Genomic DNA, 13,240 nt, shown 5'->3' with positions numbered 1-13,240 from the left:
CTCACCACAAAGTGCGCCATTTCTTCAGGTCAGAGGTAAGTGGTGGTCAGGCGAATATCCGCCTCAACCAGATCCTTCGGCGGTGGCGTCGGCTCGATCCCGCACAACCGGGCGATGTTGTTGCCCAGGTAGTCCTCCAGATGATCCTCATCGATGCCCAGACCTTGCGGTGCCGGTGAGCACAACACCTCCAGCTCGCGCAGCCACATGCCTGGTTCGTTCGGCGGCGAGTCGGTGCCGAACACGATCTTGTTGCGCGGCAGTTCCTTGGCGAATTCGACGATCCGCGACTGGAAGCACCAACCCGATTCGCAGTAAACGTTCGGCGTGTCCATCGCCATCCAGAACGCCTCGAACGAGTAGTTGCCGCCGGTCTGGATGCCGAAGTGGCCGATGATGAAATTGACCATCGGGAACTCGCGGATGATCGGGTAGAACATTGTCGGAATGGTGTACGGGCCGTCGCCGGTATGGATCAGCACCACGATGTTGTACTTGGCGCAGACTTTCATTGCCGGGCGCAACCAGTCCAGCGCCCGGTCCGGGCGATAGCCGTGCATGTTGGCGTGCAGCTTGAGCATCTTGAAGCCGTATTCCTTGATGTGGAATTCCAGCTCCGCCGCACCGTTTTCCGGTCCCCAGCGCGGGTTGAAGTTGAAGTTGCCGATGAAGCGATCCGGGTACTTCACACAGAGTTCGGCGACGTACGACATGTAGTCACGCACGCCCTCGCGGCCACGGCGGTTACCGTCGCGATAACCGGTGTTGCCCGGTGGCGGCTGGATGAAACCCATGTCGATGCGGCGCGGTTTGCCGTTGATCATGTACGGGCCGTCCATCAGTTTGAGCATGCGCTCGCCGGTGAACGGTTCGCCGGTGTGGCGCCAGGCTTCGTCGACCAGATTGGTGGGGTGCAGATGGGTGTCGATGATCATCGGTTCAGCTCCTGGCCAGTTGCGTGGTGACGGGGCGCTTGAGTTGCGCCTCTGCTTCGGAAACGGAACGCGGCGGCGGGGTCGGTTCGAGGCCGATCATCCGCGCGGTGTTGTTGCCCAGGTATTCCTCGAGGGTGTCTTCGTCGAGGTTCAGGCCTTGCGGCGGCTCGTGGCACAACACTTCGAGCAGGCGCAGCCACATGCCCGGTTCGTTCGGCGGGGTGTCGGTGCCGAACAGGATCTTGTGCGTCGGCAAGACCTTGGCGAACTCGACGATCCGCGATTGCAGGCACCAGCCGGATTCGCAATAGACGTTGGGCAGTTCCATCGCCCATTGCATCGGTTCGAATACGTAGACCCCGCCGGTCTGCACGCCGAAGTGGGCCATGATGAAATTCACGTTGGGGAATTCCTTGATCATCGGCACCCATTCCGACGGGATGCTGTACGGCCCGTCACCGGTGTGCAGCTTGACCGGAATACCCAGCTCGGCGCACTTCTCGAAGCACGGGCGCACCCAGTCCAATGCACGATCAGGCCGGTAGGCGTGCATGTTGGCCTGCATCTGCACCATCTTGAAACCGTGCTCCTTGACGTAGCGCTCGATCGCCTCGACGCCGTTTTCCACGCCGCAGCGCGGGTTGTAGACGAAGCAGCCGATGAAACGATCGGGGTAGGTCTGCACCATTTTCAGGGTGTAGGCCATGTAGGCGTCGATGGATTCACGGCCCGAGAGTTCGCCGTCGGTCCAGGTGTAAATCGTGTTGCCCTGCGGCGGCTGGATGAAGGCTTTGTCGATCCGGCGAGGTTTGCCGTTGACCATGTACGGGCCATCCATCATCTCCAGCAAACGCTCGCCGGTGAACGGGTCACCGTCATGCCTCCAGGCGAGGTCCACGAGATCCGTGGGATAGCAGCTGATATCGATGATCATTGAAGTCGATCTCCTGATAGCGGGGAAGGGAGCCTTGCGGCTCTCGGCATCCACGCCCCGGGCTATCGGCCATTTCTATGCGCAGCACTCGCGCATTCCCTCGCCTGTTCGCATCCGGCCCGGGTGGGTGGTTGCTGAGGGCGAGTATTGGAAAGGGCGGAGGGGTTCGTACAATATTAATTGGGCGCGGTGGTGATACTTGGGCGATATGGTTTTGGTTTTTACTTCTGTGGAAACTCTACCGGCGCTATCGCGAGCAGGCTCACTCCTACAGGGTACGCATTCCAATTGTAGGAGTGAGCCTGCTCGCGATGGCGGAGTTTCATTCAACAGTGATGTGACTGATGGTGCCTCTTCGCGAGCAGGCTCGCTCCCACAGGGGGGAATGCATTCCAGCTGGAGAAATGCGGTCAAACTGTGGGAGCGAGCCTGCTCGCGAAGGCGTCAGTGTTGCGTACGCAAAGCCAACTGCCGGATCACCTCAACCACCGGCGCCACCCGCTCGGCCTGCCCATGCGGCCAAACCGCATACAGGTTGTAATGCGCAGCAATCTGCGCCTCGTTCAACGCCACCAGCCGCCCACTGCGCAACGCATCGGCGGCGAGTAAACCGCGTACCAGCCCGGCACCAACCCCGGCTTCGGCAGCCGCAATCAGGTTCGCTGCATTATCGAAAATCACCCGCGCCGCTGGCTCTACCGGGGGCATTCCGGCCGCATCCAGCCACGGTATCCACGAGCGCCGCGTATAGCCCAACAGCGGCAATTCAAGAATCTGCGCCGGGCTCAGCGGCAACTGCAAACCATAGCGCTCAAGCAGCGCCGGTGAAGCCACCGCCAGCACCCGGTCGCCGCAGATCTGCGTCATCTCGCAGTCATCCCAATCGCCATAGCCGTAACGCAACGCCAGATCGACCCGCTCAAACGTGCTGCGATCACTGCGCGGCATCGACAGCAGCGTCACCTCGTAATCCGGAAGTCCGTCGAGCAACTCCGGCAGGCGCGGATTGAGCCAGCTCTGTGCCAGTTCACTGTCGACGTCCAGGGTCAGGCGCTGCGCCACGCTGCGGTTTTTCACCGAGGACAGGGCCCGGTCGATCTGCGCCAGTCCGTCCGCCAGCACGCTGGCAAACAACTGCCCGGCATCGGTGAGGTTGCTGCCGCCGCCCTCACGTACGAACAACGGCTGACCGATGAAATCTTCCAGTGCGCGAATCTGCTGGCTGATCGCACTGTGCGTCAGGTCGAGTTTGCGCGCGGCACTGGAAAAACTGCCGCTGCGCGCCGCTTGGATGAACGCGCTCATGGACTGCACCGACGGGTATCGCTTGTACATGTTGTTAGTCCTGCTTACACCGGTTGGCAGAAATCGTCGCTGGCCGCGTGTTGCGTGGGCTTCCAATAATCGGTCACCAGGCCCGCACAAAGACGGGCCGCTCTTTTGGAGCCTGACAATGATCGCATTCACGGTTAACGGCGAACGACGCGAGCTGGATGAGGCGTCCCCCTCCATGCCCTTGTTATGGGTACTGCGTGATCAACTGAAACTCACCGGCACCAAATTCGGCTGCGGCATGGGCCTGTGCGGGGCCTGCACCGTGCATCTGGACGGTGTCGCGGTGCGTTCCTGCCAGTTGCCGCTGGCCGCCGTCGCGGGCCACAGCATCACCACCATCGAAGGCCTGTCGCCAAACGAAAGCCATCCGCTGCAACTGGCCTGGGTCGCCGAAGATGTGCCGCAATGCGGCTACTGTCAATCCGGGCAGATCATGTCCGCCGCGGCGCTGCTCAACACCGGCGCGGCGGTAACCGACGATTCGATCCGCAATGCGATGACCGGCAATATCTGCCGTTGCGGCACTTACGCGCGGATCAACAAAGCGATCAAGCGCGCGGCGAACGCGCCGAAGGAGGCGTGATGAGCCTGCGCGACGACACCTTGCTCGAACCGTCACGCCGGGTATTTCTCAAGCAAGCGGCGACGGTGGCTTCGGGCCTGGCGATTGCCTTGTATCTGCCCTCCGGCAGCGCCGCCAGCGACCCGAAAGCTCCGGCGCCGGCCACCGAATTCGAGCCCAACGCCTGGGTGCGGATCTTCCCCGACGGCACAGTGAAACTGGTGGTGCACAAACACGATTCCGGCACCGGCACGCAAACGGCGTTGGCCGCGTGTGTGGCCGAAGAGCTGGATGTGAACCCGATGACCGTGCAGGTCATCACCCCGGAAGATCCGTTCTTCGACACCTACATTCATCCGGTCTGGAAAGTCTTCTCCACCGGCGGCAGCACCAGTGTTTCGCTGGAATACGAACGCTTGCGCATGGCCGGCGCCGCGGCGCGGGCGCTGCTGATCGCGGCGGCAGCGCAGCAATGGAAAGTCAGCCCCGACAGCTGCAGCACCGAAGAAGGTCGGGTGGTTCATCTGCCCAGCAAACGCAGCCTCGGCTACGGCGAACTGGTCGGGGTGGCGGCGCGTCTGCCGGCGCCGGCCAGTGTCACGCTGAAGGATCCGACGCAGTTCAAATACATCGGCAAACTGCGGCACAAGCGCGATGCCACGGCCAAGGTCTGCGGGCGCTTCAAGTACAGCATCGACGTGCAGTTGCCGGGGATGCTGGTGGCGGTGATTCAGCGTGCGCCGGTAGTCGGGGCGAAAGTCGTCAGCGTGAATTCGGCGGCGGCATTGCAGGTGCCGGGCGTGCGCCAGGTGCTTGCAGTCCCCGGGCGCCCGGACGTGCTCGGCGGCAATCTGGAAGGCGTCGCGGTGCTGGCCGAGACGTTCTGGGCGGCGCAGCAGGGGCGCAAAGTGCTGGAGATCAAATGGAGCGATTCGCCGCTGGCCGGGTTCGACAGCGCGGAACTGGCCAAGGCCCAGGCTGCCGCTATTTCCGACCCGAACAGCCAAACCATCAAAGCCATGACGCATGGCGATGTCGGCGCGCAATGGCCGCACGCGGCGCAACTGATCGAAGCCGATTACCGCATGCCGTACAAGGTGCAGAACCCGCTCGAGCCAATCTGCATCACCGCGCACGTGCAGGACAAGGCGATCACTTATTGGGGCGGCGTGCAGGTGCCGTCGTCGGCGCTGGAAGCGGCGCAAACCGTATGCGGCATCGCCAAGGAGAAGGTCACCATCAATGAGCTGGTGTCCGGCGGCAGCTTCGGCGCGCGGGAGGCCAAATACTGGTTGTTCGAGGTGGCGTATCTGGCGCAACAGACCGGCGTGCCGGTGAAGTTGCTCAACAGCCGCGAAGACGAAATGCACGCACTGTTCAATCACCCGGCGACGCTGCACCGGGTCAGAGGCGCGCTGGATGCCCAAGGCAAACTCAACGCACTGCAACTGCACGCGGTGTCACCGGCCTCGCCGGAGCAGTGGGAGCCGGGCTATTTCGAACGCCCGGATCACATGGATTACAGCACCACCGAAGCGATCACCGCGTGGGACTTCGCCTACCGTCCGCCGCACCTGGAGTTGAACTGGGTCAAGCACGAAAGCCATGTGCCCAGCGGCTGGTATCGCTCGGTGAGCTTTATTCCCAATGTGTTTGCCGTCGAGAGTTTCATGGACGAACTGGCCCATGCGGCAGGCGCGGATCCGCTGGCGTTCCGTCTGGCCAACATGCAGGAGCGGCCACGGCATGTGGCGGTGCTCAAACAGGCTGCCGAACGCGGCGGATGGGGCCAGTCATTGCCGCCGGGCACTGCGCTGGGGATTGCGACCCATCAGGGTTACAGCAGTTTTATTGCGGTGGTGGCGCGGGTCGCGATGGTCGATGGCAAGCCGAAAGTGGAGAAGTTGACCTGTGTGGTCGATTGCGGTCTGGCGGTGTCGCCGGGCGGGGTCGAGGAGCAGATCTACGGCGGACTGATGTGGGGCCTGGGCCATGCACTGTTTGACCGCCTCGATATCCAACAGGGCAGGGTGGTGCAGAGCAATTTCCACGACTACCGCGTGACCCGGATGTCGGACATGCCGGCCACCGATATCGTGGTGATGGATGGCGAGCCCGGAAAACCCGGTGGCGTTGGTGAGTTGGGCAGTCCGTCGGTGGCGCCGGCGATTGCCAACGCCTTGTTTGCGCTGACCGGCGTGCGCCAGCGTTCAACGCCGCTGAGTCTGGGGTAAGCGCTATGGACCTGCGTCTGCTGCGGTATTTCATGGCCCTGGCCGATGAGCTGCATTTCGGCCGGGCCGCCGAGCGCCTGCACATCTGCCAGCCGCCGCTGAGCCAGCAGATTCGCCTGCTGGAGGAGGAGCTGGGCACGCCGCTGTTCGAGCGCAGTCACCATCGGGTCGAGCTGACAGCGGCGGGGCAGATGCTCAAGGAGCAGGCGCCGCTGGTGTTCGAACAACTGGAACGGGCGCTGGATCTGACGCGCCAGACCGGGCGCGGGCAACTCGGCGAACTGGAAATCGGCATGATCAGTTCGGTGATGGTCGGCGTGCTGCCCAAGGCCCTGCATCTGTTTCGCGAGCGCTATCCGCAGGTGAACTGGCGGCTGCATGAAATGACCCCGGCAGCACAGGTCAAGGCGTTGAAGGAAAAGCGTATCGACGCCTGCGTGTTTCGCGTGGGTTATGACGATCCGTTGCTGCGCAACGAGTTGTTGATCTACGAGCCGATTCATGTGGTGATGCCGGCCGATCATCCGCTGGCCAGCCGCGAGCTTCTGGCCCCGGCAGATCTGGCGCAGGAGCCGTTTGTCGCGCTGGAACTGAAGCAGTCGCGGTTCGCCAACTTCCTTTATCAGTGCTGCATTCAGGCCGGATTCACCCCGCAGATCCGCCAGCAGGTGATCGAGGTGCAGACCTTGCTCAGTCTGGTGCGCGCCGGTTTCGGGGTGGCGCTGCTGCCGGCCTCGATCGAGCAGTTGGCGCCGGCGGGGCTGGTGTTTCGCAAGCTGACACCGGCGCTGCCGGAGGTGCCGTTGTATGCGACTTACCGGGCGGATGATGCCTCGCCGGTGCTCAAGCTGTTTCTCGATACGTTGCGCGAGCTGGTGGAAACTTCAGATCACCATTGATCCCCTGTAGGAGTGAGCCTGCTCGCGATAGCAGTGTGTCAGTCAGAGTTGATGTGGCTGACAGACCGCTATCGCGAGCAGGCTCACTCCTACAGGGATTTGTGGTGTTGTTGAAGAGTTCGGCACGATCACGAACGCCTGCGGTCGTAATCTTCACACGCGAATTCCCTGTGGAGATCCAATGAGCCAGGAAGTCCTGACCACCGAAACCAACCGTCGCCAGCTGCAGCAGATCATCGCCGGGCTGTCCGACGGGGTGATTCTGCTGGAGCTCGATCAGAGCATCCTCTGGGCCAATGAGGCGGCGCTGGCGATGCACGGTGTCAGCCGGATCGGTGAGCTGGGCACTAATGCCGATGAGTATGCCAAGCGCTTCAGCCTGCGCTATCGCAACAATCATACGGTGCCCCCGGAACACTATCCGATCAGCCGCGCGGCACGCTGCGAAGCCTTCAACGACGTGCTGATCGAAGTGTCTGCCGTGAATGATCCCGAGCACGTCTGGGTGCACAGCGTGCGCAGCATGATCCTGACTGATCGCGAAGGGCAGCCGGAGTCACTGGTGCTGATCATGAGCGACGTCACCGATTGGGCCAACGCCGAGCAGCGCTTCGAAAAGACCTTCAATGCCAACCCGGCGCCGGCGGTGATCTGCCGCCTCAGCGATTTGCGCTACATCAAGGTCAATCCGGGGTTTCTGGAGATGACCGGTTACACCCGCGAGCAGGTGATCGGCACCTCGGCCTATGAAATCGACATCTTCGAACAGGCCGAAAAAAAGGATCTGGCGATCCAGCGCCTGCGCGATGTGGCGACCATTCCGCAGATGCAGGCTCAACTGCGCCTGCCCGATGGCGGCAGCAAGCAAGTGATCGTTGCCGGGCAGCCGTTGGTGCTCAATGATGAGGATTGCATGCTGTTTTCCTTCGTCGACATGGAGCTGCGCCACAAGGCCGAAGTCGCGCTGCGTCAGAGTGAAGAGCGCTTTGCCAAGGCGTTCCGCCTGACTCCGGTGCCGATTCTGATCTGTACCGCCGACGAACAGCAGGTGATCGATGTCAATCAGGCGTTCCTCGACGCCCTGGCGTACGAGAGTGACGACGTCGTCGGCAAAACCGTGACGCAGCTGAATTTCATTGACGACGATGGTGCGCGGGCCCGACTGCTGACCGCCTTGGCGAAAAGCGGACGAGTGGATCGGGTCGATGTGCGGGTGCGCAAGAAGGACGCGGATCTGCTGGAGTGCGCGGTGTCTGCGGACACCGTGAATATTCAGGACACGCCGTGCTATCTGCTGGTGCTGATGGACATCACCGAACGCAAGCGCACCGAGCTGGAGCTGGTGGCGGCGATTGAAGAGGTGATGAAAGACGCTTCGTGGTTCAGCCGGACGCTGATCGAAAAACTGGCCAATGTGAAGAAGGTCAACTCGCCGCAACTGCCGAGCGTGTCGTTCACTGACCTGACGGCGCGTGAGCGCGACGTGCTGGGGCTGATCTGCGAAGGCCTGGCCGACAAGGAGATCGCCGCCCGCCTGAAACTCGCGCCGAACACCGTGCGCAATCATGTGGCGACCGTGTATTCCAAGCTTGATGTACACAGTCGCAGCGAGGCGATTGTCTGGGCGCGGGAGCGTGGTCTGTTTTCTGGCGAGCGCGGCGCGAAGGGTCAGCGGTAGGTGCAAATGCACTAGCTGATGCGGTGCAAATGCAGGTTCTGGTGAGATAGGGCAGTTCTTAGTCTGTTGGGGTGCGATACGAGCCTGTTGGCTTGGGATCGTCTCCCTTCGAAACAGCTAAAGGAACAGGCTCCATGATGAATCTTGCGCAGTTGCGCGCCAGCCTCGAACAGAGTTTTTCGCCATTGGCGTGCGAGTGTTCAGTGGATGGGGATCATTCGCTGACGGTGAAGTTGTATCACCCGGATTCGGGGCAGGTGGATCTGGTGATCAGCGGGTTGAAGCTCAATGCGTTGCGTACGCCGGAGGCTGTGGCGGCGTTGGTTGATGAGTTGCGGTATGAGTTGGAGAGCAATTCTTTGCGGGCTGCTCGGGATCCGGATATGGCCTAGGGTTTTGGTGTTGGTTTGTTTTGGGTGTATATCCGTTGCTGCGGTAACGGCCACTTAGGGTTCCGCCCTGACGGCGGGTCACTTTTTCCAGACGCCGAAAAAGTAACCAAAAAGGCTTTACCCTGACGTTCGGCCCTCGCCTGGGCTCGGGTTCCTTCGCTGCGGGATTCATCCGGGGGGCAGCGCCTACGGTTTGCTTCGCTGCACCTCCTCTCGCTGTGTTTGGCTGCGCCAAACGGTCGCTGCGCTCCCACCCCCGGATAAATCCCTCCACTCAGCCTGCCGACAGGCCCTCAGATCAAAAGCGGTACTCGAGCTAACGCTCATTGTGTTGAGTGGGGCGGCTTCGCCGCATGGGGGGCTCGCTCTCTGAATTGCAGGAGCCAGCCTGCTGGCGATGGCGACCTGACAGCTGACCAATTTACAACTGAACACACCCATTCCAACTGTGGGAGCGGGCTTGCTCGCGAAGGCGGCCTGACAGCTGACCCATTTCAGTCAGGAATACTCAACCCCTGTGGGAGCTGGCTTGCCAGCGATGGCGGCCTTCCAGTCAAAAAAATTCTTGTTGATGTACCCCTCCCACACAGAGTTACTCCCCGCAAAATCGACAGCCAATTCCCTTATCCCTCTCCATTTCACTGGCGCTTACAGGGTGGTCGGCTATAAAGAATGAGTGGTCAGGTCTTCCGTCATCCGCAGTATTCGTGCGCGATTGCGGAAGTGGCTCTTCCATTCATCGCGGGTCGTCCTATGAATAATCCTGGGAAACGCGTGTATCTGCCGTTGTCGCTGGCTTTCTCTGTCGCGCTATTGAGCGGCTGCGCCAGTCCTCCGCCACCGCCTCCTGCTGCACCGCCACCACCGCCGGTGCGTACCTGTCAGATCCTGGAAAACACTCAGGTGTCGGGCGATATGTATGTTGACGAGCAGGTCACTCGGCATATCACCACCACCCGGTGTGTCACGCAGTAGTGCTGTGGGGGGGCTTGCCGGTGCACTTTGTCAGGCCATTACCCAAAGTCACTGTCTTACGGATAACCCCTGTGGAAGCGGGCTTGCTCGCGAATGCGGTGTGTCATTCAAGGCAATGCTGCCTGACACTCCGACTTCGCGAGCAAGCCCGCTCCCACAGGGTTGTCAGAGAGATCAGGACAGGAACCCACCATCCACATTCAGCGAAACCCCGGTGGTGTAGCTCGATGCATCACTTGCCAGATACAGCACCGCCCCGGCCATTTCACTCGGATCGGCCACGCGCTTGAGCGGGATCTGCGTCAGTGCCTGCTTGAGGATCGCGTCATTCTTCACCAAGGCCGAAGCGAATTTGGTGTCGGTCAGGCCCGGCAGCAAGGCGTTGCAGCGGATGCCGAATTGCGCGCATTCCTTGGCGAAGACCTTGGTCATGTTGATCACCGCTGCTTTGGTCACCGAGTAGATGCCCTGGAACACGCCCGGTGAAATACCGTTGATCGAGGCGACGTTGATGATGCTGCCGCCACCGTTTTCGCGCATCAGCTTGCCGGCTTCCACCGACATGAAGAAGTAGCCACGGATGTTCACGTCGACAGTCTTCTGGAACGCACCCAGATCGGTGTCCAGCACGTTGCAGAACTGCGGGTTGGTCGCCGCGTTGTTCACCAGAATATCGAGGCGACCGAACTGTTCCTTGATTCCGGCGAAGACCTGGCTGATCTGTTCCATTTCACCAATGTGGCAGGCCACGGCGGTGGCCTTGCCGCCGGCGGCGATGATCGCGTCGGCGACGTGCTGGCAGCCTTCGAGCTTGCGGCTCGAGACGATCACGTGGGCGCCTTGCTGGGCCAGCAGTTTGGCGATGGCTTCGCCGATGCCACGGCTGGCGCCGGAGACGAATGCGATTTTGCCGTCGAGGTCGAACAACTGAGTCTTGGACATAAAGGTTCCTTGGTGTGGGCCGTCAGAGGCTCGATTTCGCAATGACCTGCAGGCTCATGTGCTCCAGCAGTTTGTTCATGTGAATGAACTGCGCGAAGCGTTTGTCCTGAGTCTGGCCGTGGTAGAAGCGGTAGTAGATCTGCTGCACGATGCCGGCCAGACGGAACAGGCCGTAGGTGTAGTAGAAGTCGAAATTGTCGATCTGGATGCCCGAGCGTTCGGCGTAGTAATCGACGAATTCGCGTCGAGTCAGCATGCCCGGGGCGTGGCTCGGCTGGCGGCGCATCAGTTGCACCGGTGCCGGATCATCGGCCTGAATCCAGTAGGCGAGGGTGTTGCCCAGGTCCATCAGCGGATCGCCGAGGGTGGTCAGTTCCCAGTCGAGCACGCCGATGATCTGCATCGGGTTGTTCGGGTCAAGGATCACGTTGTCGAAGCGATAGTCGTTGTGGACGATGCTCGAGGTCGGATGGTCGGCCGGCATCTTGTCGTTGAGCCAGGCTTTGACTTTCTCCCAGTGCGGCGCATCCGGGGTCAGGGCTTTATCGTAGCGGTCGCTCCAGCCTTTGATCTGACGGGCGACGTAGCCTTCCGGCTTTCCCAGGTCGCCGAGGCCGCAGGCGTTGTAGTCAACTTGATGCAGCTCGACGAAACGGTCGATGAAGCTCTTGCACAGTGCTTCGGTCTTGGCTGCATCGAGGCCCAGTTCCGGCGGCAGGTCGGAGCGCAGGATGATGCCCTTGACCCGCTCCATCACATAGAACTCGGCACCGATCACCGACTCGTCGGTGCAGTGCACGTAGGCTTTCGGGCAGTAGGGGAAACCGTCGCGCAGTTGATTGAGGATGCGGAATTCGCGGCCCATGTCGTGGGCGGATTTGGCCTTGTGGCCGAACGGCGGCCGGCGCAGCACGAACTCCTGCTGCGGGTATTCCAGAAGGTAAGTCAGGTTCGACGCACCGCCTGGAAACTGGCTGATCTGCGGCGTGCCGGTCAGGTCCGGAATGTGCGCCTTCAAGTATGGATCGATCAGGCTGGCATCGAGTTCTTCGCCAGAGCGGATCCGGGTGGACTGGTCAGTAAGCGCCATGCTTATCCCTTCTGCTTATTTTGGAGGCCAGACATCATTGGCTAATCTAATGGCGCACTCGGGCGGCCACAAGCGCGCAGCGGTCTTATAGGTTAGCGTGTTGCAGGATAATCAGCGTTTCGAATAGGTACGGCAGCAGGGCGCTGCCGGCTCTTTTCAATGCACGCGCTGGTTGTTGAGCCTGGGGGGCAGGGCGATCGGCGTCAGCACCGGTTGCCCTGAGAAGAACGCCACGAGGTTTTTTCCCACCAGTTCCACCGTGCCTTGGGTGGCCTCGGGTGACAGGCCGGCGACGTGTGGCGTGAGAATCACATTACTCAGGGTTTTCAGTGCATCCGGCACCTGCGGTTCGTGATCGAACACGTCCAGTGCGGCGCCGGCAATCCGCCGTTGCTCAAGGGCGCTGATCAACTCAGCGGTGGCGATCACACTGGCCCGCGCGATGTTGACGATGAAACCGTTCGGGCCAAGGGCGTCGAGCACCGGGCGAGTCACCAGATGCTGGGTGCCAATCCCGCCCGGCGTGGCGACGATCAGAAAGTCCGAGGCGCGTGCCAGTTCGGTCGGCGTCGAGCAGAACGCATAGGGCACATCACTGCGCAACTGACGGTTGTGATAGCTGATCTGCATGTCGAAACCGAGGTGAGCACGCCTTGCAATCGCCATGCCCACCGCGCCCAGGCCGAGAATGCCCAGGCGTTTATTGGCCAGCGACGGGCGCATGATCTTCGGCCATTCACCCCGGCGCACCGCCGCGTCGCAGCGCGGAATGTCGCGCACCAGCGCCAACAGCATCGCCATCGCATGATCAGCCACCGACGAAGCGTTGACCCCGGCACCATTGGTCACGGTGATCCCGCGATCGCTGGCAGCCTGCAGGTCAACGTGTTCATAGCCGGCGCCGATCACGGTGATGATTTTCAGCGCCGGCAGGGCGGCGATTTCCTCAGCGGTCAGTCCCAGCGGGCCACGGGTCAGCACCGCGTCGATCCGTGCGCCGTGGCTGGCGATGGCTTGCGCACGTTCGGCAGGGGTTGGTGCGAGGATCAGATGAAAGCCCTGATGCTCGAGAATCGGCAGATAGTCATTGATGGTTTCAACCAGTACCAGAACGGTGGCGGGCATTGCGCGGCTCCTGTGATCTATGACGGTGTGGTCGCGAAAGTCGTGTCAGAGTGCTGATTCCAGAGCGGTTTGGCAATGGTGGCCGCAGCCCCGCTTCAGCCAGTGTAGGAGCTGAAACGGGGAGCGCGCGGGCGCTTCG

General features: G+C 61.4%; 11 protein-coding genes. 5 read left to right on the top strand and 6 right to left on the bottom strand.

The annotated features are described in order from the left end of the window. Positions 1 to 29: 29 nt before the first annotated feature. The 3 genes from H043_RS0119090 to H043_RS0119080 all read right to left on the bottom strand — a co-directional run bounded on the left by H043_RS0119090 (position 30) and on the right by H043_RS0119080 (position 3,204). A complete protein-coding gene (locus H043_RS0119090; RefSeq protein WP_003224037.1) occupies positions 30 to 935 on the bottom strand; it encodes an amidohydrolase family protein in 906 nt (301 codons plus the stop codon). A 4-nt stretch (positions 936 to 939) separates the two neighbouring features. Then, a complete protein-coding gene (locus H043_RS0119085) occupies positions 940 to 1,869 on the bottom strand; it encodes an amidohydrolase family protein (protein WP_007965237.1) in 930 nt (309 codons plus the stop codon). Positions 1,870 to 2,313: 444 nt separating this feature from the next. Further along, complete coding sequence (locus H043_RS0119080) at positions 2,314 to 3,204, bottom strand: LysR substrate-binding domain-containing protein (RefSeq protein WP_027613189.1); 891 nt, start codon at positions 3,202 to 3,204, stop codon at positions 2,314 to 2,316. 118 nt (positions 3,205 to 3,322) lie between these two features. Between H043_RS0119080 and H043_RS0119075 the strand changes: the two genes are divergently transcribed. The 5 genes from H043_RS0119075 (at position 3,323) to H043_RS0119055 (ending at position 8,969) form a co-directional block, all read left to right on the top strand. Continuing rightward, positions 3,323 to 3,787, top strand: a complete 465-nt coding sequence (locus tag H043_RS0119075) for a (2Fe-2S)-binding protein (RefSeq protein ID WP_027613188.1) — start codon at positions 3,323 to 3,325, stop codon at positions 3,785 to 3,787. Continuing rightward, positions 3,787 to 6,000: a xanthine dehydrogenase family protein molybdopterin-binding subunit gene (locus tag H043_RS0119070; protein ID WP_027613187.1), complete on the top strand. Its 2,214-nt coding sequence runs from the start codon at positions 3,787 to 3,789 to the stop codon at positions 5,998 to 6,000. The genes H043_RS0119075 and H043_RS0119070 overlap by 1 nt, the downstream gene beginning before the upstream one ends. A gap of 5 nt (positions 6,001 to 6,005) precedes the next feature. Beyond that, positions 6,006 to 6,899 (top strand): LysR substrate-binding domain-containing protein, encoded by an 894-nt coding sequence (locus H043_RS0119065; protein WP_027613186.1) that lies wholly within the window; start codon positions 6,006 to 6,008, stop codon positions 6,897 to 6,899. Between the two features lie 181 nt (positions 6,900 to 7,080). After that, positions 7,081 to 8,577, top strand: coding sequence for a helix-turn-helix transcriptional regulator (locus H043_RS0119060; RefSeq protein WP_027613185.1), 1,497 nt, complete (start codon positions 7,081 to 7,083; stop codon positions 8,575 to 8,577). A 134-nt stretch (positions 8,578 to 8,711) separates the two neighbouring features. Next, the gene (locus H043_RS0119055; RefSeq protein ID WP_027613184.1) at positions 8,712 to 8,969 is read left to right on the top strand and encodes a DUF1652 domain-containing protein; all 258 of its coding nucleotides are present in this window, start codon (positions 8,712 to 8,714) and stop codon (positions 8,967 to 8,969) included. A 1,149-nt stretch (positions 8,970 to 10,118) separates the two neighbouring features. Here the strand turns inward: H043_RS0119055 and H043_RS0119045 are convergent. The 3 genes from H043_RS0119045 to H043_RS0119035 form a co-directional block, all read right to left on the bottom strand. Continuing rightward, positions 10,119 to 10,886, bottom strand: a complete 768-nt coding sequence (locus H043_RS0119045; protein WP_007965755.1) for an SDR family oxidoreductase — start codon at positions 10,884 to 10,886, stop codon at positions 10,119 to 10,121. Between the two features lie 22 nt (positions 10,887 to 10,908). Further along, complete coding sequence (locus tag H043_RS0119040) at positions 10,909 to 11,976, bottom strand: phosphotransferase family protein (RefSeq protein WP_027613183.1); 1,068 nt, start codon at positions 11,974 to 11,976, stop codon at positions 10,909 to 10,911. Positions 11,977 to 12,132: 156 nt separating this feature from the next. Continuing rightward, positions 12,133 to 13,101 carry a 2-hydroxyacid dehydrogenase gene (locus H043_RS0119035; protein WP_027613182.1) on the bottom strand — a complete coding sequence of 323 codons (969 nt, stop codon included), beginning with the start codon at positions 13,099 to 13,101 and terminating at the stop codon, positions 12,133 to 12,135. Positions 13,102 to 13,240: the final 139 nt, after the last annotated feature.

The sequence above is a fragment of the Pseudomonas sp. URIL14HWK12:I6 genome (assembly GCF_000514195.1).
GTDB classification, from domain to species: domain Bacteria; phylum Pseudomonadota; class Gammaproteobacteria; order Pseudomonadales; family Pseudomonadaceae; genus Aquipseudomonas; species Aquipseudomonas putida_A.
The sequence above is the reverse complement of the archived record's forward strand: the minus strand, read 5'-3'. Positions and strand labels throughout refer to the sequence as shown.

Bases quoted from the DNA above. Each gene is read 5' to 3' on its own strand.
- H043_RS0119090 (WP_003224037.1), bottom strand. From the start codon at position 935: ATGATCATCGACACCCATCTGCACCCCACCAATCTGGTCGACGAAGCC.
- H043_RS0119085 (WP_007965237.1), bottom strand. From the start codon at position 1,869: ATGATCATCGATATCAGCTGCTATCCCACGGATCTCGTGGACCTCGCC.
- H043_RS0119080 (WP_027613189.1), bottom strand. From the start codon at position 3,204: ATGTACAAGCGATACCCGTCGGTGCAGTCCATGAGCGCGTTCATCCAA.
- H043_RS0119075 (WP_027613188.1), top strand. From the start codon at position 3,323: ATGATCGCATTCACGGTTAACGGCGAACGACGCGAGCTGGATGAGGCG.
- H043_RS0119070 (WP_027613187.1), top strand. From the start codon at position 3,787: ATGAGCCTGCGCGACGACACCTTGCTCGAACCGTCACGCCGGGTATTT.
- H043_RS0119065 (WP_027613186.1), top strand. From the start codon at position 6,006: ATGGACCTGCGTCTGCTGCGGTATTTCATGGCCCTGGCCGATGAGCTG.
- H043_RS0119060 (WP_027613185.1), top strand. From the start codon at position 7,081: ATGAGCCAGGAAGTCCTGACCACCGAAACCAACCGTCGCCAGCTGCAG.
- H043_RS0119055 (WP_027613184.1), top strand. From the start codon at position 8,712: ATGATGAATCTTGCGCAGTTGCGCGCCAGCCTCGAACAGAGTTTTTCG.
- H043_RS0119045 (WP_007965755.1), bottom strand. From the start codon at position 10,886: ATGTCCAAGACTCAGTTGTTCGACCTCGACGGCAAAATCGCATTCGTC.
- H043_RS0119040 (WP_027613183.1), bottom strand. From the start codon at position 11,976: ATGGCGCTTACTGACCAGTCCACCCGGATCCGCTCTGGCGAAGAACTC.
- H043_RS0119035 (WP_027613182.1), bottom strand. From the start codon at position 13,101: ATGCCCGCCACCGTTCTGGTACTGGTTGAAACCATCAATGACTATCTG.